The organism is Mycobacterium sp. (assembly GCF_039583785.1).
Lineage (GTDB): Bacteria > Actinomycetota > Actinomycetes > Mycobacteriales > Mycobacteriaceae > Mycobacterium.
On record NZ_JAVKSG010000007.1, the window covers coordinates 73022 to 92429 of the forward strand.

The window sequence follows — 19408 nt, forward strand, 5'->3', positions numbered from 1 at the left end:
AGCCCCACGGCCGAATTGGGTTTGGCCGGATTTGTCACGCCCCTCAGGCCTCGGCTATCCGCCCGACGACGGCCGAGGCATCTTGTAACGCGGAGGCGTGACCTGCAAGATGGCGCTGACGCTGGGACGGGTTAGCTTCCGGGCCGCGGCAGCGCCGGCCGCCCCCACCATCGGTCCCATCCCGGCCGCTGGCCCCGTACCGGCGTAGTGCGCCACCGGAGTTACCCGCCACGACTGGCTGGTGCCCGACGACAACCATTGCTCGGTCGCCGCCGCGGCCGGCGTCGCCTGCGCCCACGCCTGGGGCACCGACAACAGCCCCCTCGGAGCGGCCGTTCCGGCACTGGCCAGCACCGCGTTGCGAACACCGGCCCCCGCGGTCGACTCAGCCCCCGCGGTCGACTCGGCAAGCCCGGCGGCCAACGGCGATGACGCGTCGGCCAATCCGGGAACCGCCACAATTGTGCCGTCGCTGAAGTAGCCGACGGAATTCATGATGGCGCTACCGACCGCCCCGACATTACGCGCCTGGATGAACACATAGGTGTCGATGGGTTGGTTCACATAATTGATGTCGCTTAAGAATGTGATGAACGATTTCGGTACCGGTATGCCAGATGGCACGGCCGTGCCCGAACCCGCTGCCGCCGCCGAAAGCTGTTGCGGCACAGCCGAAAGCAGCTGGGACAGGGTCTGCGCATGGGTAGCGCCCGCGGAGGCGGCCGCCGACGCAGCCGCAGCGGGAGCATCGGCCGCTGCCGCGGCGTTGGTGGTCTGCGGCGGCGCGGTGAACGGCGACAGTCGTGTCGCCGACGACGCCGACGCCGCATAGCCGAACATCGCGTAGGTGTCTTGAGCCCACATCTCGGCGTAGTCAGCCTCGACGGCCGCGATCCGGTTCGCGTTCTGACCCAAGATGTTGGTCGCGATGAGCTGCAACAGCAGGGTTCGGTTAGCGGCCACCACCGCCGGCGGCACCACCGCCGAATGCGCAGCCTCATAGGCGGCTGCTGCCACCCGCGCCTGGCTGGCCGCCTGCTCGGCCTGCACTCCCGTCGTCGTCGCCCATTGCGCATACCGTCCGGCTGCGGCCGCCATCGCCGCCGCCGCGGACCCCGTCCACGCCTGGCCCTCCAACGCCGAGATTTCCGCAGCGTAGCCCCGCGCGAACGACTCCAACTGCGCGGCCAGCAGGTCCCAGGCGCCCGCGGCAACCATCAATGGCTCCGAACCCGGACCGGAATACATCTGGGCCGAGGTGATCTCCGGCGGCAACGTCCCGAAGTCCAACATCCACATCCCCTTTCGTCGATCACACCCGACAGCCGTGTGGTCTCAACTGGTGCTATCCGCCGACCGCCGGCCGGGGCATCCGGAAGCGGCGATCTCCCGTACGGAAGACGGCGTTGCCGGTGCGCTGCTGCGCCGAACCTCCCATCGGTCCCACCGACAGCGGCGCCTGGTCCATGGGTCTCGCCGAGTTGGCCAGGACGGCACGGTGGCTGGTATCCGGCGACTGCGCCGGGGTGGCGTCGTTGGCCGCCAGCAGTGTCTGGCCGCTGGCCGGTGACGCCGGCGACCAACTCTGCGGAACCGACAATGTGCCCACCGACCCTGCGTTGCCGGTACCGGCCAGCGCGAGGCCCCTGGCGCCTACCAACTCCGGCTCCTCGGGGTTGTCATAGAGGAACGGTGGCACCCTCGGCAGCGCCATATGCTGGAAGAATTTTGGCAGCGTGGCGTTGAAATCTCCCTGGTCCCCGATGGTCACGCCGTAGTTATAGAAGTTTTTGTTAATGGCCTCGTTGTAGATGTCGTAATACTGCTTGAAGGTTTGGAAATTGGTGATGTAGACATACTGTGAAGACGACGATGTCGAGGTTGCCGACGACGTAGCTGAGGTTGCCTGCGATGTAGCTGAGGTTGCCTGCGATGTAGCTGAGGTTGCCGACGACACTGCCGAATGGGCCGAGCTTGATCCGGTCGAGAGGCTGTGCAGCTGGTGTGGCGCAGCTGAGACCGTCTGTGCCAGCATTTGCGTCTTGTCGGCGGTCGCGGTGCCGACCGCCTGAGCTGCCGCGGCGTTCTGCGTGGATTGTCCGTTGGCATTGGTGGTCTGCGGCGGTGGGGTGAACGGTGTCAATGCGGCTGCTGCCGGCAACGCGGACCCCGCATAGCCGTACATGGCAGCGGCGTCTTGGGCCCACATCTCCGTGTACAGGGCCTCGGTGGCCGCAATCGCCGGCGTGTTCTGCCCGAAGAAGTTGGTCGCCACCAGCGCCATCAGCAACGTCCGGTTGGCTTCGATCACCGGGGGCGGCACCGTCATCGCGAACGCCGCCTCATAGGCCGCCGCGGCCGCCCGACCCTGGGCGGCCGCCTGCTCGGCTTGCGCGGCCGTCGTGCTCGCCCACGCGACATATGGTGCGGCAGCCGCGGCCATCGCATGCGAGGCGGGCCCCGACCAGTCCCGGCCTTGCAAACTCGCCAGCTCCGAGGTGTAGCCGGTGGCGAACACGTCCAGCTGGCCGGCCAGCGCATCCCACGCTGTCGCGGCCGCCATCATCGGCGCCGAACCCGGGCCGGCATACATCCGAGCCGAATTGACCTCGGGCGGCAGCGCCGCAAAATTCAGGACCACGGTTTTTCACACTCCTCGACTTGGACAAGATTGGCCGTGCCGCGCACCGCGGCTGAGGGGCAGCAAAGGGGTAGCGCTATCCACCGGAGGTGGGGCGCGGCATCTTGAAGCGGCGCGGCGCAACCCGCAGCATGTTGTTGACGACGGGGCGTGCCAGCATGCCCGCCGCGACCGCGCCGGCCATGCCTGCCATCGGTCCGATACCCGCCGCCGGCGCCGCGCCGGCCGCGTTCGCCGCCGGATCGGACGCCCACATCGCCTCGCCTTCCGACAGCCACAGCGGCTGTTCGCTCGCGGTAGCCACCGGAGTCGCGCTGGCCCACGCCGGAGGAACCGACAGAGGCCCCATCGGAGCGGCTGTGCCGACGCTGGCCAGCGTCGCGCTCTGCACGCTTCCCGCGGCCGACGCGGCCAGCCCCGCCGATGCCAGCCCGCCCAGCGGAGCCGCCGACGTGGCGCTGGACAGCCCCGTCAGCGGCGAGTAGATGGCGAGGTCGGCAAAGACCCGGAACGCAATCACGGCGGCGGCGGTGGAGTTGGCGCCGGTACGGGTCAGCGCCGCGCCGAAAGATACCGGCCCGTCAATGGTGTTGAAGTTCCCCAGGCTCGTGAGGAGCGATGACGGCACCTGCACGCCGAACAGCGTGGAGGTGCTCGAGCTTGTCGCCGCCGGTGCGGCTGCCGCCGAGAGCTGTTGTGGCACCGATGAAAGCAGCTGCGACAGGGTCTGCGCGTGGGTAGCGCCCGCGGAGGCGGCCGCCGACGCGGCCGCAGCGGGAGCATTGGCCGCTGCCGCGGCGTTGGTGGTCTGCGGCGGCTCGGTGAACGGCGAGAGTTGCGTCGCCGTCGACGACGCCGTGGCATATCCGTACATCGCGTGGACGTCCTGGGCCCACATCTGTTCGTACTGAGCCTCGGTCGCCGCGATCTGAGCGGTGTTCTGCCCCAACAGGTTGGTAGCGATCAGGTGGGTCAACTGGGTCCGGTTGGCCGCCACCACCGGCGGCGGCACAACTGCCGCACGTGCGGTCTCGTAGGCGGCTGACGACCCGCGCGCTTGGCTGGCCGTCTGCTCGGCTTGCGCCGCTGTCGACGCGGCCCACTGCGCATACGGTGCCGCCGCCGCCGCCATGGCAGTGGCAGCGGGACCCGTCCAGCTCTGCCCCTCCAAGGCCGAGATGACCGACGAGTAGCTCTGCGCGAACGAATCCAACTCCGCCGCAAGGGCATCCCAGGCCGATGCGGCTGCCGTCATCGGCCCCGCTCCCGGGCCCGTGTACATCTTGGCGGAAGTGATCTCCGGCGGCAAAACCTCGAAACCCAGCATTCGACTCCCCTTATCGTCAGCAGTCCGCGACGCCCACCGAGTGTCGCGATGCGCGCTAAGCCTCTGTTCGTCGATTGACCCAGCGCCAACAAGAAGCTGAACTGCACATGAAGGGAAAGGGAAGGTTGTGAGTTTGCATGAAGGTGCCTTGATGAAGCCTGGGTCGCGGCTCGGCAGGCAGGATTGGCGACTGCCCTCGCTTTTCGGCAGCGTGTGCGCTGTTGGCGGGCCTGCGAATGCCAAGGCTCGCGCAGAGGCGCTAATTCCCAAGATATTCGGAGCTCATTGCCAGTTACCGGGATGCTCTTAGCTGTCAGCACAGTGGTCACGAGAAGCGCGTGGTCGGTCACCACAGCGGGATGCGCGCCGGCGCTGCGCCGACGCACTGGGAACTTTCAGCAAACGGCCAGTTCGCGGGCCTGAGGCTGAACAGATTTCTGCAGTCCGGACCCGAGTTGCCAAGCGGTTGGCCATCTCACGTTCACCGAGTGGAAACCCGTTCCTTCGCTGTGCTTCGATCACCGGTCGGCTGCCAAATCCCGGGAGCGGTTTGCTGAAGGTGCAAAGTCGCGCCCCGGGCAGAGGAGCCTGCTGGTCGCCTGGACAAAGTCCGCCGCACCACATCGGGGGTTACCGGTCTAAAGCTCAAACGCGGAATACACTGCGTATTGCGGGCATGCTGGCCTGGGCTTGCCAGAAAAGTGGTGTGGTCGGCGGGTCGCTGTTGACTCTTCCATCTGTTCTCGCAGCCGCTCGTCGGGCGAACCGGCCCGCTGCGCGGCGTTGGGTGGTCAGCAAAGTGCGGCGGGTGGGTCCTCGGCTGCGACTGCTCGGGGAAAGGGGACGGTGATGCTTGATTTCGGCGCACTGCCGCCCGAGGTCAACTCCGCCCGGATGTATGCGGGTCCGGGCTCGGGTCCGATCATCGCCGCCGCGTCAGCGTGGCAGGCGATAGCCAGCCAACTGGACTCGGTCGCGCGTGGCTACACCGCGGTGATCGCGGGGCTACAAGACGAAGCGTGGTCAGGTAACGCCTCGAACGCGATGGCCGACGCAGCGCTACCGTATGTCGAGTGGATGGCGGCGGCGGCGGCGCAGGCCGAGGAGACGGCCGGTCAGGCCCGCGCCGCGGGCGCCGCCTACGAGAGCGCATACGCCGCAACGGTGCCACCGGCGCTGGTCACGGCCAACCGCGCCGAGTACGCGGCGCTGGTCGCGGGCAATATCTTCGGGCAGAACACCACCCAGATCGCGGCCACCGAGGCGGCATACGCCCAGATGTGGGCACAGGATGCGTCGGCGATGTATGGCTACGCCGCGTCGTCGTCGGCGGCGAGCAGGCTGACGGCGTTCAGCGAGCCGCCGCAGACCACCACTGCCGGCGCCCAACCCGCACAGGCCGCCGCGGTGGCCCACGCTGTCGGCAGTTCCGCCGCCTCGAGTTCGCAGTCGACGCTGTCCCAGTTGCTGACGGCATTGCCACAGCAGCTCCAGAGTCTCGCCAGCGGGGGGGCTTCGACAGGGTCGGCGGCGGCGGGGTTAGGGCCGTTTTCGTCGCCGCTGCTCAACGCCCTTTTTGCCTTCAATCAAACTCTCTTCCCGACAGTTGCCGGTGCCGCTTTCACCCGCACGTTCTTCAGCGGCGGAAGCTTCAAACTCGCCGCCGAGCGGACTGCCCTCCAGGAGAACGATCTGCCGAAGATCGGAGAAGGGGACGCTGGGGCTCGGGCTGCCGCGGCTGAACAGCTGGTGCCGCAAGGTGTTCGGGCGCGGGTTCTTGTCGACGTGGCGCGGGCGGAAAAGATCGGCGGATTGTCGGTCCCGCAGACCTGGGCATCGGCAACTCCGATCGCCAGCGCCTTCGAAGAGCCGGAGTGGATGTCGAACACGGATCTCGGCGCAGTTCCGGCATCGGCCGACAGCGGGCCCAGTGCGGGCGCTGGTCCGATGGTGGGCATGGGCCCAGGTGCGAATACGCGTTCGTCGGTCAGCAGCTCGTTGCGCGTGCCGCCGCGTCGCTTCACGATGCCGCGTCCGCCCCAAGGCGGGTAACGATGGTGTCTGCGCTGGCCGGGAGCCGACACCCTCACGATGACTGTCGTTTGCCCGGCCGCCACCGCTGCCACACCCATGCCGATGGTTGATTTCGGGTCGCTACCGCCCGAGATCAACTCAGCGCGAATCTATACCGGCCCGGGCCCGGGCCCGCTGCTGGCCGCCGCCGCGGCTTGGGATGGCCTGGCCGCCCAATTGGAAACGTTCGGCGCCGGGTATTCCGCGGCGACCTCGGAGCTGCAAGGCCAGAGCTGGTCGGGCCAGGCCTCGACCGCGATGGCCGCCGCGGCTGCCCCCTACATCGCATGGGTGACGACCACGGCGGGGCAAGCCGGGCAGGCGGCCGGCCAGGCCCGGGCGGCGGCGGCCGCTTACGAGGCGGCGTTCGCCGCGACCGTGCCCCCCGCGGTGGTGATGGCCAACCGCACTCTGTTGGCGACACTGGTCGCGACCAACTTCTTCGGGCAGAACACGCCGGCGATCGCGGCCACCGAGGCCGTCTACGCCGAAATGTGGGCGCAGGACGCCGCGGCGATGTACGGCTACGCCGCATCCGCCTCGGCCGCGGCCACGCTCACGCCGTTCAGCCAGCCGCCGCAGACCACCAACCCCGCTGGGCAATCCGGCCAGGGTGCTGCGGTCGGCCAAGCCGTCGACACCGCCGTCGGACATTCTCAGGCGAGCGTCTCGCAGCTGATGTCCGCGGTGCCACAGCAGCTACAGGCCCTCACCTCGGGTGGGCTCACGAACCCGTCCGCGGCGCAGACTTCCGCGTCCACGACAGCGCCGTTGATACCGCTCGTCAGCGACCTCAGGGATTTGAGGGAGTTGATCCTGCCGGTTTTCTTCGCCGCCCAGTTCACGAAAGTGTTCTTCTACATCGGATTGTTCGTCACCGCGCTGCAACGAAACGGCGCCCTCGCGGCCGGTTTGCCGGCACTCGAAGCGCCCGCGGCCGGCGCCGCTGCGGCGGCGCAAACATTGTCGCCGGACTGGGTGCTGGCCAGCGCGGGTCGGACGGTGCCGGTCGGCGGTTTATCCGTGCCGCCGGGCTGGACCGCGGCGACTCCGGCGGCCGGCCCGGGTGCCGCGCCGGCGGCTTCGGCGGAGACGGGTTTTCGCGCTCTGCCAACGTGGGCAAACCGGACCACAACCTCGGCCGGCCTGCCGACCGTGGGCCAGATCCCGAGCGGCGCGGGACGCCCCACCAACAAGAAGGCATTCCGCATGAGAAACCGCAGCTACCACATGCCACGACCCACCCTCGGTGGATAGCCCGCGGCTGACCGCTGACGGCGTGGCAGGTTATCGACGCAGTTCGGTCGCCGCGACCTGGACGAACACCCCGGTATCCTCGGCCATCAGCAGGCCACGACCGCGGGGCAGCGGCCCACCTTTCATCTTGCCGCGGATGAAGCCCTCGTCGGGGTCGGCGTCCATGACCAGCAGCGGTGAGTTGGCCTGAGCCAGCGCCCGCAGCATCGGGTCGCTGCCCGCCGACGACCACCCGCCGAAGGTGCGGGTGACGATCACGTGCAGACCGACGTCGGCGGCCCGGGTGACCCACGGTGCCGCCTTGTGTAGCGGTGAGTCGAAGCCCGGCGGGAGCTGTTGCACGTCGTCGATGATCAGGAAGATCTCCGGCCCGCTCCACCACGCGCGGGACAGCAACTCTTCGGCCGACAAGCCCGGCGGGGGCTCGCGACGCGCCAGCACCTCGCCCAGCTCGTTCATCATCGCCGAGACGCCGTCGAGATTGTAAGCGAACTTCTCGACGTAGTCGGTGCCCAGCGTGGTCAGCAGCTGACGACGCGGGTCGACCAGCCATACCTGCGCCGACGGACGTGACGTCGCTTCCGCGATGCTGGCCCCCGGCGCGTACACCCGCCCGATCTCGGCCATGATTGTCGCCAACGTCGTCGTGCGACCGCATTCGCGTCGACCCGTCACCATCAGGTGCGCGTTCTCGGCAAAGTTGAGGTACACCGGCTGCAGGTCCAATTCGTTGATGGCCCAGGCGATTCCACCGACGCCGACGTTCTGCCGCTGGTCCTGCTGGGTCAGCGCCCGCACCTGCTCCAGCCCGAACTTCGCCGGCAGCCGGCGCACCGGCGGCGCGTGGCCGACCGCGACTTGGCTGACCGCTGTTGCGACACTCTCGGACGCGAACACGTTGTCCGGTGTATCGGTGAGCGCCGGCCGAGCCACCAGGGTATGCAAACCGGACTGCGGGTCGCTGTCCAGTCGCACGTAGTTCACCGCGACCATGCCGCGACCCGGCTTGACCGGAACATCCTTGGCGAACCGCGAGCGCACCAACTTGGCATCCTCGACCGCGGCCAGACGCAGCTCGATCCGCGATCCGAAACCGCTGCGAACCGGGGGCCGAAGCTCCGATTCGCGGTCGGCGGTGACCATCACGTGCACACCGAACGACGGCCCCTGGTTGATGATCAGGTTCACCTGCTCGATGAGCACTTCGTTTTCTTCGGCGAGCGCGCGGTAATTGTCGATCACCAGGAAGACGTCGCCGAAGCCGTCGTTGGGCACCCGGCCGGCTTCCCCACCGAACTTGCGTCGCCGGAAGACCTCCATCGACGGCACGTCGTACTCGAGGAAGGTGTGCTTACGCACGCGGAGCAGCGCGAGCAACTCGGCCACGGTGCGGCGGACGCCGTACGGGTCGGTCGGACCGACGACCTCACCGACGTGCGGCAACCCGGCCACTGTCGTCAGCGCGGTGCTGCTGTAGGCCAGCACATAGAACTGAACCTGCTCGGGCGTGTGGGTCAGCGCAGCTGAGGTGATCAACGTCTGCAGCGCGGTGGTCTTGCCCGAACCGCCCGCGCCCAGAATCAACACGTTTGCACCAGATCCCGAGGTATCCACTGTCCACGGTGGCTGGTCGTGCTTGAACGGACGGTCGATGATCCCGACCGGGAACACCAGTTCGGTGGCCTGACCGTACTGCTCCTGCCACGGGTGCCCGAGGAAGCGGTTGACCAGGTTCTCGATCGGCACCGGCTGGTCCAGCGGCGGCTGCCACAACCGGTACGGCTCGAAGTCGATCCGTCGAAGCTGGTCGATGATCACGGTACCGACCTTCGGCGTCCGGATCGCTTCCTCTTCTTCCTCTTCTTCCTCGACCACGTCGGCGCCGAAACCACTGAAGGCCTCGCCGTTGCCGCTGTCGCCGTTGGTCAGGGCCGCGAACTCGTCCGGCCCGGTCACACTGACCTCGATCGGCGTGAACCCGGTGGTGAACAACTGTGGCCGAATGTAGTCCACAGCGTGGGTCAGCATCGCCGGCCCGTCGTCGTCGAGCGATACGCCACGGCGGTAGTCGCGCCACAGGAACTCGGCCTGGAAGCGGATGATCTCGTCGAGGCTCTTGCGGAAGTAGCCCAGACCGGCCTGTGCGGGCAGATTGACGGCGTTGGGAACACCGGCCGCCTGTGCCGCACCAGCGGTACGGGCCTTCAACACCAACCGGTAACCCATGTTCTCCATGAGCTTTTCGGCCCGACTCTCGATCGTCTGCGAAGCCATCATCAGGTGGATCCAGTAGGCGCGGCCTTGTCGGCCGATGGAGTCCAGCACATCGACGGCGGTCGGCATGATGCGGAACCACTCGTAGAACTCGTCGATGACGACCACCAGCATCGGCAGCGGCGGGATGTCCTGGCCGCGCGCGCGCATGCGCGAGCGCATCTCGTTGTATTCCTTGGCGTCGTCGACACCGGCGTTGTCGCAGACCGCCTTTCGACGGGCGATCTCACCCCACAGCGAATCCAGAAAACGCTCCATCAGCGCCTGGTCCTCTTCGAGGTCGGTGATGATGCGCGACACGTGCGGCACGCGGGCGAACGGCTTGACCGCGGATCCACCCTTGAGGTCGGCGAGCACGAACTGCAACTCGTCCGGCGGATGCGACAGCATCAGCGACTCGAGAACGGTACGCACCAGAGTCGACTTACCGGAACCGGTCGTTCCCGACATGACGCCGTGCGGACCGTCGCCGCCCTCATCGAGCGACTTCATGTCGAGAAACAGCAGCTCGCCGTTGTCAGAGCGGTTTCCGAACGGGATGCGCAACCGGGAGCGGCTCGACAGCGCATCGCGCCGACTGCTCCACAGCGCCTCGAAATCGATCTTGGAAGGATCGTCAATCCCGAAGTAGGACAAAATGTCTCGGGCGCCGATCTGGGCAACCCGCTGACCGATCTCCTCGTAGGCCTCGGCCAGCCGCCAGCGGGCCAGCCCGTGCGCGAACTGCTCGGCCTCAGATTCGGTGACATTGTCGGCGAGGGCGAAGAACCACCGGTTGTCGTCGATCACCATCCAGGTGTCACGGTCGCGGGGCAGCGCTTCGATCACGCCGACGTCGTTGGTGAACTTGAGCACCCGTTCCGGGTTGCCGGTCCACAGGGCAGAACCGGTCAGGTCGAAGAACGTCACGCCGTCGACGCCGTCGACGCTGATGACGTACTCCCACTGCGGGTCGTCGACATCGGCGATGATCAGGTGGTGCGGAGTCGGCGTCTCGGCCGACGAGCTGGCGTGCCGCGGCGTGAAAGATCCACGCCCAGCGAACAATTCAGCCTGATCGGTGGCAAATTCGCGAACCGAGGCGTACACCATCCGCGCGTTGCCGGCAGCATCGCGGCGACGCGGGTCGCCGAAGTGCGGCAGCCACTTCACCCAGTCCCACTTGCTCATGTCGGAGGTGACCACGATCATCTGAAGGTGGTCGGGTCCATGTGAAAAGGCCAGCTGGCAGATGAGCGCGCGCATGGCACCCAGGGTCTGCTCACGGTTGCCGACCAGGGCGTACCACGGCTCGACAAGCAGCGAGATCATCTTCGGCAGGTTGTACACCACGCTCTGGTAGCGACCGAACTCCTGCAGTGCCTTACCGGTGACCGGCTCCAGCTCGATGTCGGTCGGCATGTTCTGCGGCTCGCCCCAGGTCACCTCGGGACGGGTCATGCCCACGCCGATCCGGGCGACACCGAAGTTGAGGTCCTTGCCGTCGGGTTTGCGCTCCCACATCCGGGACGAACCCACTGCGGCGGACAGCGTCGTCGGATCCGGGTGGAACCACCGGTAGTTAGCGTCCATGCTGTCGGCCGACTCGTTGGCGGTCTCCCGCAGCATGTCGAGCATCAGCATGAACTGGGCGCGCATCGCGTCCAGCTTCGGCCGGCTCATCTGCTGCTGGCCGCCGCCGCGACCGAACATCATCATCGCGACGCCGCCGATCATGAAGATCGGGAAGATCGAACCGGCGCCCAGGAACATCCGCGAGCCGTTGGCGATCGTCATGCCGACCATGCCGACCAGCAGGCCGACCACCAGCACGCCAACCACGATCAGCCACCACGGTTTGCCTTCGGGCGGCGGGACACTCAGCGGTGTCGGGAGGACGATGTTCTCGGGCCTGACGGCCGGTGCCCGCTCAGGCGTTGGGCGCGCGAAACCTTGCTTCACTTGGGTACCACCAACTCTGCGGGGTTCATATCGGTCGGAAGGGTGTCATGACGCACCATTGCGTCGGCGCGGGAGAGGGCGGGACCCGGTGCCAGCAACCGCAGTGCGACCCACGGCGCCGGACTCGGCTCCGACGTCAAGCCTAGTGCTTTGCGGGAATCGCGAGAGTTTTCCACGCCGAAACGGACCCCGGAGCTGGAAAGCCACCACATCGATTCGGCGGTGGCCGAGGCTGGGTCGTTGCCCGTGACGACCACCCAGTTGCCGTAGTCGGATCCAAAGTAGACGCGATCGGCTTCGCGACCCGAGGGGTCCGCCTTGACCAGCGACACGATCTTGTCGGTCGATCCGTTGGGTACCGGGATCGTCGGGCCGGAGATCACCTGGATGCGGGCGCGCTCCTCCCCGGCGGTCTTCTGCCACCACCAGCACGTCGCGGGGTTTTCCCGCAGGTCGACCGGTTTCAGCGGACTGTCGGGGTAGGCCGACAGGTCCAGCCCGTTGACAACCGGCATCTGCGCCAACGATGCGGGCGCCACCACTATGGGTGAATTGCCTGCCGAGGTCCCGGCGTTCTGCAGGATTTGCGCGACCACAGAGTTGACCGTCTGGACACCGTCGGCCAACACCACCGAAAACTGTTGCGGCCCGCTGACCTGCGGCGTCACCAACACGGTTCCGATCGGTCCGGGTGCATTGGTGAATGCCGCCGGCTGGCCGACACCCGGGACCTTGGGCACCGACAGTTCCGGTCCGACTGGCAGCGCGTCGTACAGGGCCCGGCTCATCGGATGCGCCTGGCTGACGTTTTCCGGGGTCAACCCCAGCGGCAGCAACACCGCGCGGTTGGTCGCGTCGATCTTAGACCGGCGGCTCTGCCGGATCACCCAGGTGTCCTTCTCGTACTTGAGCACCACGGCGTCCGAGCCGCTCAGCACGTTGCGACGACCCGACAGGTCGGGCGTGCCGTCGATGACGGTGACCGTCACCGGCGAGGGTGCGCCCACTCCCGCCTTCGGCGCCACCGAATCGCACACCAGCCACGACGAGGTCGCCGGGGTGGTCGGGGAAAACTCCGACGGTGCGCCCGGGATGCCGACCAGCGGACCGTGTGGCTGCTCGGCGATCTGGCTGCCGCGCACCTTGTGCGGGTTGTCCGCGCGTCCGGCGATCAGCCGGGCCGAGGCCAGGTTCAGCGCGGGATACAGCTTGTCACCGACGCGGACATACAGCGCCCCGGAATCGCGGTCGGCGATGATCGGCGTGTCGTTCAGCTGCCCGGACGGGTTGATGAAGGACCACAGCAAGGCGCCCAGACAGATCACCAGGGCCGCCGACACCGATGCCACCACGGCCAGCGTCTGGCGCCGGCCGGGTTCGATTTCCATCCGCACCCGCCAGCGAGTCAACGCCATCGCGGTACGACGGGCCAGGAATTGGTAACCGGTTACCTGTGTCCTGGTGGACAGTCCGAGGCCGTAGCCCGATCCCCGTTGCTGATCACCGGCCATTGTTGAGCACGCTCCAGTCGGACGCTAAGACCGGCAGTTGTGCCGTCCCACGATTCACAGGGCTAACGGTAGGGCACCCCGCGCGACCCCGCCACGCGAACGTTCCAGCGCGGGCGACGTCCGCGTCCACGCCGTTTGTGGTTTGCGCCACAATGCTGTCACCTGCCAATTGGTAGTGAGGAGATGCGAGAAGGTCTTCACTGCAAATGGTACGGCTAAGAGCAAACTCCGCCCGCCGAAAATACGACGTCGAGGTGAACACTCGGGTCGTCCGGGTGTCATCCGGGCACCGACGATTGGGATGATGACACGTGCCGGCGACGATGATGCCGGCCGGACCGGGATGCAGGAGTGGCGTATATGACCCAGTTGCCGCCATCGTTGGTCGACCTCGCGGGCCGCTTGGGGATCGCGACCGACTACGAAGACTGGAGCGGGCGTCGGATCGATGTCCCGGAAAGCACCCTGGTCGCCGTCCTTGCCGCGTGCGGCGTTGCCGCGACGACCGAATCGGAGCGGGCCGCGTCGCTGGCCGTTCGTGACCGTGCCTATTGGTCACGCGCACTGCCGCCGACCATTCTGGGGCGTGCCGGCGCGTCGTCGTCGTTCTGGGTTCACGTGGGTCACGGCCAGCCGGCCGAGGTTGGGTTGCAGCTCGAGGACGGGACCGTCCGCACCGGAATTCGCCAGGTCGACAACTTCACCGCACCCTGTGACGTGGACGGGCAGCTGATCGGCGAAGCCAGCTTCGTGCTGCCCGACGACCTTCCACCGGGCTATCACCGGGTGCACCTGCGTTCCGGGGCGGATCAGGCCAGTGCTGCGCTGATCGTGACGCCGGGATGGCTGGGGTTGCCAGAGCGGCTGGGCGCCCGACGAACGTGGGGGCTGGCGACACAGTTATATAGTGCCCGGTCCCGCCAGTCCTGGGGCGTCGGCGACCTCACCGACCTGACGGACCTGGCGGTGTGGTCGGCGTCGGTGCACGGAGCCGGTTATGTGCTGGTCAATCCCCTGCACGCGGCCGCTCCGACCAAGCCGATGGAGCCGTCGCCGTATCTGCCGACGTCGCGGCGCTTCGTCAATCCGCTGTACCTGCGGGTCGAGGCTGTCCCGGAGTACGCCGATCTGCGTAAACGCGCCCAGGTTCGGCGGCTGCGTAAGGAACTGCAGCACCACGCGGCCAAGCTGGACTCGATCGACCGGGACGCCGCGTGGAAGGCCAAGCGCGCCGCCCTCACACTGATCTACCGGGTTCCCCGCACGGCGGGTCGAGAGCTGGCCTACGCGGCATACCGCAGACGCGAAGGTGCTGCGCTCGACGACTTCGCCACCTGGTGCGCGCTGGCCGAAAAATACGGCGCTGACTGGCATCAGTGGCCCGCATCGGTGCGCCATCCCGGCGCCGAGGGAGTCGCCGGGTTCGTCGCCACGCATCAGACGGCGGTGGACTTCCATCGCTGGATGCAATGGCAACTCGACGAGCAACTCGCCGCCGCGCAGTCGCAGGCGGTATCGGCCGGGATGTCGCTGGGGATCGTGCATGACCTGGCCGTTGGCGTGCACCCCGACGGCGCCGACGCCTGGGCACTGCAGGACGCCCTGGCTCTCGGGGTGTCCGCCGGCGCGCCGCCCGATGAGTTCAATCAGCTGGGCCAGGACTGGTCGCAGCCACCGTGGCGCCCGGATCGGCTCGAGGAGCTGGAGTACCAGCCGGTCCGGGAATTGATCCGCAGCGTGCTGCGGCACGCCGGCGGCGTACGAATCGACCACATCATCGGTTTGTTCCGGCTGTGGTGGATTCCGCAGGGCCAGGCGCCCACCTCGGGCACCTATGTGCGCTATGACCACGAGGCGATGATCGGGATTGTCGCACTGGAGGCGCAGCGCGCGGCGGCGCTGGTGGTCGGCGAGGATCTCGGCACGGTCGAGCCGTGGGTTCGTGACTATCTGCGTGCGCGCGGCGTGTTGGGCACGTCGATCCTGTGGTTCGAGCTGGACCGCGACGGTGCCGGCGGTCCCCTACCGGCCGGGCGGTGGCGGGAGTACTGCATGTCGTCGGTGACGACGCACGACCTGCCGCCGACGGCCGGCTATCTGGCCGAAGACCATGTGCGCCTGCGGGATTCACTGGGACTGTTGACTCGACCGGTCGAGGAGGAGTTCGCCGCTGCCGAGGCCGAACGGGCGGCGTGGCTCGCCGAGCTGCATCGGGTAGGCCTGCTCTCCGAGCACGCTGACGTGGCGGAGACGGTGCTTGCCCTGCACCGCTACCTCGGCCGAACCCCGTCGCGACTGCTGGGACTGGCCCTGACCGACGCGGTCGGTGACAGGCGGACCCAGAACCAGCCCGGCACCACCGACGAGTATCCGAACTGGCGGGTGCCGCTCAGCGGGCCCGACGGTCGGCCGGTGTTGCTGGAGGAGGTATTCAACGATCCCCGCGCGGCCGCATTGGCCAAGGCCATGCGCACCGATGGCGGTCAGCCCGACTGAGACCTGTTGCTGGTCGACATCTTCCCGTGCACATCGGCGGGCACGGCAAATCGGCGGCCGGCGCCGGACGGGACCCGGCGGGTATCGAGGTGTCGCTGGGCCATTCGGTCAGCGGGTGCCCAACGGTTTTCCCTGCCGACGTGACGCTCGAGGTTGCCGACCGGGCGATGCTCAGCGACCTGGTCCACCGCTACGCCGCCGGATAATCGCTGCTGCCCCAATCTATTCCAACGCGGCGAGGTTGCGCACCGACTTACGCACATCCGACTTGACGATGCGGGCCACCAGCTGCCCGAGCGGGCCGTTGAGCAGGCCGCCGGTCAAGTCGGCAGTCAGGTCGAACGTGGACCCCGGCTGGTTGTCGGCGACGCCCATGGCCACCTTGAGCCGAACCCCGCCCCGACCGCGGCCGGCCAGTTCGATCGCGTTGGGTTCGTCGTATCGGGTGACTTCCCAGTGGACGATGCTCCGAAAACCTTTGACCTTGATGAGCGACGAGACCTTGGTGCCACGTTCAATCGTCGACGGAACTTTGCTGCGCCAGCCGCCGAATATCGTCATCCAATCGCCGAAGCGATCTAGGTCCGATGCCAGCTTCCACGCCGATTCCGGCGAGAGATCCGACGTTGTCGAGACATCGACCTGTGCCACGTCGTCTCACTTTCTGCTGTGGTTGAACACTCGACCGCCGAGTCGGCGATGAATACCCGCACCCCGCCGCGCGATAAACCGCACCGCGCAGTCACGATCGGTCAAATACCCGTCCAGGTCTGATCGAGTTGCTCGGCCACGTCGATGATTTGCGCCGCTTGCGATTGCGGGGACTCGATTTCCTCGTTGACGTATTGCGCGATGAATCGGCGGATCTCGCCGTCGACGCCGGCGAAGATCCGCAACAGCTCGCCGCGAATGCTTGTCGACGAGACGTGCACGGTGATATCGGCCGGCCGCGGCTTGGCGACATCGACGATCAACAGCAGCGGCGCGGCTGCGCGCGCGGTAGCGCTCAAGGCGATATCGCCGTCAACGGCAAACCGCTGCTTGTCGATTCGCAGATCGATGAGCAGATCGATCACCAGCGGGATGTGGATGTCAAAGGTGATGCTGTCGCCGACTTTACGGCTGACCCGCGGCTCCTTGATCGTCACTTTGGCGCTGACTTTGGCGATCTTGCCCGGACCCTGAACCATCGGAGGCATGTCGAATTGGTCGCCGGCGATCGAGGCGAACGCGGCGCCGACACGTTCTTCGGTCACGGCCACCTCGAAGAAGTGCCGCCCGAAGGACTCGTAGCTGATGTACTCGAGGCCCTGCATAAGTGAATACCGTCTCACGTCACCTACCGACACTGCGACAGAACCTGCCGTGTCGGCCGGACACGTGACCAACGCGTTAGGCAAACGCCGCCGCTGGGTACCCCGATGCCGGCGATTCACATCCCGCCGAGGGCCGGAATTGCGAAGAGCCAGCTGACAGCTGACAGGGAGTTTTGAGCAAGATGGCAGATAACTCTTTGCTAACGGCCGATTTTGACCTAAAGTTGCAGCATCCACGGCGGGTTACCGCGAAAAGCCAAGAACGGGTATCTCTTCCACGCGTGTGAAATTTGCGTTTCGGAAATCCTTGCCTACCAGGGTTTTTGCTCAGGAATGAGATGTGTGTCATTGCGCACGCGTAAAAGTGATGGCGCGCACAAATTTTGGTTGTCAATTGATCTTGTTAGTACCGTCGCGGCCCATGTTTGTTTTAGCAACGCTGATGACTCTGCTTCAGCAGATGTCGGGCACGCCCTACATCAGGGGTGGAGATTCCCCGGCAGGAGTCGACTGCTCGGGCCTGGCTTCGTTGGTGTCGAATGTGGCGACCGACCGGCCGGCCTTCGGTGACCGCTTCAACACCGGGAACGAGGAGTCGGCATTGTTGGCACGTGGCTTCCAGTACGGCACCGCCCCCGGCGCTCTGGTGATCGGCTGGAACAGCGGTCACACCGCGGTGACGCTGCCGGACGGCACTTCGGTTTCCAGCGGCGAAGGCGGCGGCGGCGTGCGAATCGGTGGCGGCGGCGCCTTTCAGCCACAGTTCAACCACCACATGTATCTGCCCGTCGACCCTGAAGCCGTGCAGGACGTCCCGCCGCCACCGATCCTGGTGAACGTGGTCGCTCCCGAGCCTCCGCCGCCTCCTGACCCTGATGCCCCTCCGGCCGACGGTCCGCAGGACCAACCGCCCGTTTGAAGTGAGTGATCTTTAGTGGTCGCATCGTCGCCATCGTGCGTGACGACGACCTCGACATCGACGCCTTTCGTTCGAGCTGGGACCGACGCCTGAGGCGGCGGTGCCGGTGGCTCGCGCCCCGTAGGCCGATCCCCTGACCGTACGCACGACCACCTGGCAGATCGGGGCGCTCGACGCGCCCGCTGCACGCCTTCGGGCGAGCGCCCGCATCGATGACACTCATCCGCTGGGAATCGTCTACGCGGCAAACTAATTCGCCGAGCCATACCAGCTCCCAGATGTCAACTTCGGCTGGTCGGCCCGCGACGCCTGCTACTTCTACGGCAGCTTTGTGCTCGACCAGGATGAGGCGCTTGTCATCACCCACCGACCGCCGCACTGCAGATTCTCCGAAGCTGTTGGTGTGGAACCAGTTTCATAGCCACCAACAGCGGCACACGACGCACCTGAACTCGCTGACGACACTCGACTATCCCCGCGGCAAACTAGCGTTTCGGTGGCTTCGCACCGATGCCGTCTCGGGACGGCCGGACGTGCGACTGGTCAAGCGTTGCGACGCGCCGAGCAAAGTAGCCGCCTCGGTCTGGATCATTGTGCTGCAGTGGCCGACTGGTGGCGTGAGCGAGTTGGCAACTCGGCTTTGTCAGCGGATCTGCAACTGCTCGGGTCGTTCGCAGAGATTTCTTAGTTTGGGACAAGCGTTCGTGTGGGAACATCGATCGGTATGAAACCCTTCTATTGCCTACTTGGTGCGGTGGCCGCCGCGACATGGGGACTGGGGTCCTCGGTTGTGTCTGCCGACGCAATTCCTTCCGCATCCGCTCGATCGTGCCCCGATACCGAGGTGGTGTTCGCCCGCGGCACTGGCGAAGATCCGGGGGTGGGTCCGACCGGACAGGCCTTCGTCGATACGCTGCGGTCGCGAATCGGCGGAAGATCGATAGACGTCTACCCGGTGAACTATCCGGCCAGCGACCAGTGGTCGACCGGCGGCCTGGACGGCATCAGAGACGCCAGCACGCACGTGGTCAACGAGGCCAGCGCCTGCCCCAACACCAAGATGGTGCTCGGCGGTTACTCGCAGGGGGCCGCGGTGATGGGCTTTGTCACCTCCCCCGCTGTCCCGGACTCAGTGCCCGACGACATCGATCCGGCGTCTATACCGAAACCGTTAGACCCCGCGGTGGCCAACCATGTTGCGGCCGTTGTGCTGTTCGGCACGCCCAACGAGCGGGCGATGAACTTCCTCGGCCAGCCGCAGCTCGCGATCGGCCCGCTTTACCAGCCCAAGACCATCGAGGTGTGCGCCACCGAAGACCCAGTCTGCTCGGACGGGATGAACTTCTCCGCGCACAACAGTTATGTGGATGACGGAAGCTACATCGCACAGGGCGCGGACTTTGCGGCGAGCCGCCTGCAGGGTAGTGGCACTTCTGCCGCCGCGACGCAGCACCGGGGCTTCGGCAACTGATCCGCTGACGGTTTTCGGCCGCGAGCTCGAGCTAGGACGGCGCCGGCGGAGCCATGCCTGGCCGTGCGCGCAGCGTCCGGGCCGACGGCGTGGCCCCCTCCAAGGCTAGCGGGAGTTTCCGGGCTAGCTTGAGGCAGACTCCTGTTATTGCTGGTGGGGGGTGGTTTTTGGGGCTGGCGGGT

Annotated in this window: 13 protein-coding genes and 1 pseudogene; 7 read left to right on the plus strand and 7 right to left on the minus strand. The window is 66.8% G+C overall.

Annotated features, from left to right (window positions below; all coding sequences use genetic code 11):
- Positions 1 to 54: 54 nt before the first annotated feature.
- The 3 genes from ABDV69_RS05060 to ABDV69_RS05070 all read right to left on the minus strand — a co-directional run bounded on the left by ABDV69_RS05060 (position 55) and on the right by ABDV69_RS05070 (position 3968).
- On the minus strand, positions 55 to 1293 hold the full coding sequence (locus ABDV69_RS05060; RefSeq protein WP_343572237.1) for a PPE family protein: 1239 nt from the start codon (positions 1291 to 1293) through the stop codon (positions 55 to 57).
- Positions 1294 to 1345: 52 nt separating this feature from the next.
- Positions 1346 to 2635, minus strand: coding sequence for a PPE family protein (locus ABDV69_RS05065; RefSeq protein ID WP_343572256.1), 1290 nt, complete (start codon positions 2633 to 2635; stop codon positions 1346 to 1348).
- Between the two features lie 82 nt (positions 2636 to 2717).
- Positions 2718 to 3968, minus strand: a complete 1251-nt coding sequence (locus tag ABDV69_RS05070; RefSeq protein WP_343572238.1) for a PPE family protein — start codon at positions 3966 to 3968, stop codon at positions 2718 to 2720.
- Positions 3969 to 4817: 849 nt separating this feature from the next.
- Between ABDV69_RS05070 and ABDV69_RS05075 the strand changes: the two genes are divergently transcribed.
- Entirely contained in the window at positions 4818 to 6020 is a 1203-nt protein-coding gene (locus tag ABDV69_RS05075; protein WP_343572239.1) for a PPE family protein, read from the plus strand.
- An 84-nt stretch (positions 6021 to 6104) separates the two neighbouring features.
- Positions 6105 to 7298, plus strand: a complete 1194-nt coding sequence (locus ABDV69_RS05080) for a PPE family protein (protein ID WP_343572241.1) — start codon at positions 6105 to 6107, stop codon at positions 7296 to 7298.
- 30 nt (positions 7299 to 7328) lie between these two features.
- Here the strand turns inward: ABDV69_RS05080 and eccCa are convergent, their stop codons facing one another.
- Both eccCa and eccB read right to left on the minus strand, forming a co-directional pair.
- Positions 7329 to 11513, minus strand: coding sequence for a type VII secretion protein EccCa (gene eccCa, locus ABDV69_RS05085; protein ID WP_343572242.1), 4185 nt, complete (start codon positions 11511 to 11513; stop codon positions 7329 to 7331).
- Positions 11510 to 13024, minus strand: a complete 1515-nt coding sequence (gene eccB / locus ABDV69_RS05090) for a type VII secretion protein EccB (protein WP_343572243.1) — start codon at positions 13022 to 13024, stop codon at positions 11510 to 11512. The genes eccCa and eccB overlap by 4 nt, the downstream gene beginning before the upstream one ends.
- A 360-nt stretch (positions 13025 to 13384) precedes the next feature.
- On the opposite strand from eccB, the gene malQ reads away from it, so the two are divergent.
- Positions 13385 to 15520 carry a 4-alpha-glucanotransferase gene (gene malQ, locus ABDV69_RS05095; RefSeq protein ID WP_343572244.1) on the plus strand — a complete coding sequence of 712 codons (2136 nt, stop codon included), beginning with the start codon at positions 13385 to 13387 and terminating at the stop codon, positions 15518 to 15520.
- A gap of 26 nt (positions 15521 to 15546) precedes the next feature.
- A complete protein-coding gene (locus tag ABDV69_RS05100; protein WP_343572245.1) occupies positions 15547 to 15726 on the plus strand; it encodes a hypothetical protein in 180 nt (59 codons plus the stop codon).
- A gap of 16 nt (positions 15727 to 15742) precedes the next feature.
- On the opposite strand, the gene ABDV69_RS05105 is transcribed toward ABDV69_RS05100, so the two are convergent.
- Both ABDV69_RS05105 and ABDV69_RS05110 read right to left on the minus strand, forming a co-directional pair.
- On the minus strand, positions 15743 to 16171 hold the full coding sequence (locus ABDV69_RS05105; protein WP_343572246.1) for an SRPBCC family protein: 429 nt from the start codon (positions 16169 to 16171) through the stop codon (positions 15743 to 15745).
- 101 nt (positions 16172 to 16272) lie between these two features.
- Positions 16273 to 16836 carry a hypothetical protein gene (locus tag ABDV69_RS05110; protein ID WP_343572247.1) on the minus strand — a complete coding sequence of 188 codons (564 nt, stop codon included), beginning with the start codon at positions 16834 to 16836 and terminating at the stop codon, positions 16273 to 16275.
- Between the two features lie 421 nt (positions 16837 to 17257).
- Between ABDV69_RS05110 and ABDV69_RS05115 the strand changes: the two genes are divergently transcribed.
- The 3 genes and pseudogenes from ABDV69_RS05115 (at position 17258) to ABDV69_RS05125 (ending at position 19226) form a co-directional block, all read left to right on the plus strand.
- Complete coding sequence (locus tag ABDV69_RS05115) at positions 17258 to 17755, plus strand: hypothetical protein (protein WP_343572249.1); 498 nt, start codon at positions 17258 to 17260, stop codon at positions 17753 to 17755.
- 11 nt (positions 17756 to 17766) lie between these two features.
- Positions 17767 to 18327, plus strand: a pseudogene (locus tag ABDV69_RS05120) (hypothetical protein); the annotation flags it as partial.
- A gap of 152 nt (positions 18328 to 18479) precedes the next feature.
- Entirely contained in the window at positions 18480 to 19226 is a 747-nt protein-coding gene (locus tag ABDV69_RS05125; protein ID WP_343572251.1) for a cutinase family protein, read from the plus strand.
- Positions 19227 to 19408: the final 182 nt, after the last annotated feature.

Excerpts from the sequence above, each read along its gene's own strand:
- ABDV69_RS05060 (WP_343572237.1), bottom strand. The coding sequence starts at position 1,293 with ATGTTGGACTTCGGGACGTTGCCGCCGGAGATCACCTCGGCCCAGATG.
- ABDV69_RS05070 (WP_343572238.1), bottom strand. The coding sequence starts at position 3,968 with ATGCTGGGTTTCGAGGTTTTGCCGCCGGAGATCACTTCCGCCAAGATG.
- ABDV69_RS05075 (WP_343572239.1), top strand. The coding sequence starts at position 4,818 with ATGCTTGATTTCGGCGCACTGCCGCCCGAGGTCAACTCCGCCCGGATG.
- ABDV69_RS05080 (WP_343572241.1), top strand. The coding sequence starts at position 6,105 with ATGGTTGATTTCGGGTCGCTACCGCCCGAGATCAACTCAGCGCGAATC.
- eccB (WP_343572243.1), bottom strand. The coding sequence starts at position 13,024 with ATGGCCGGTGATCAGCAACGGGGATCGGGCTACGGCCTCGGACTGTCC.
- malQ (WP_343572244.1), top strand. The coding sequence starts at position 13,385 with ATGACCCAGTTGCCGCCATCGTTGGTCGACCTCGCGGGCCGCTTGGGG.
- ABDV69_RS05110 (WP_343572247.1), bottom strand. The coding sequence starts at position 16,836 with ATGCAGGGCCTCGAGTACATCAGCTACGAGTCCTTCGGGCGGCACTTC.
- ABDV69_RS05115 (WP_343572249.1), top strand. The coding sequence starts at position 17,258 with ATGTTTGTTTTAGCAACGCTGATGACTCTGCTTCAGCAGATGTCGGGC.
- ABDV69_RS05125 (WP_343572251.1), top strand. The coding sequence starts at position 18,480 with ATGAAACCCTTCTATTGCCTACTTGGTGCGGTGGCCGCCGCGACATGG.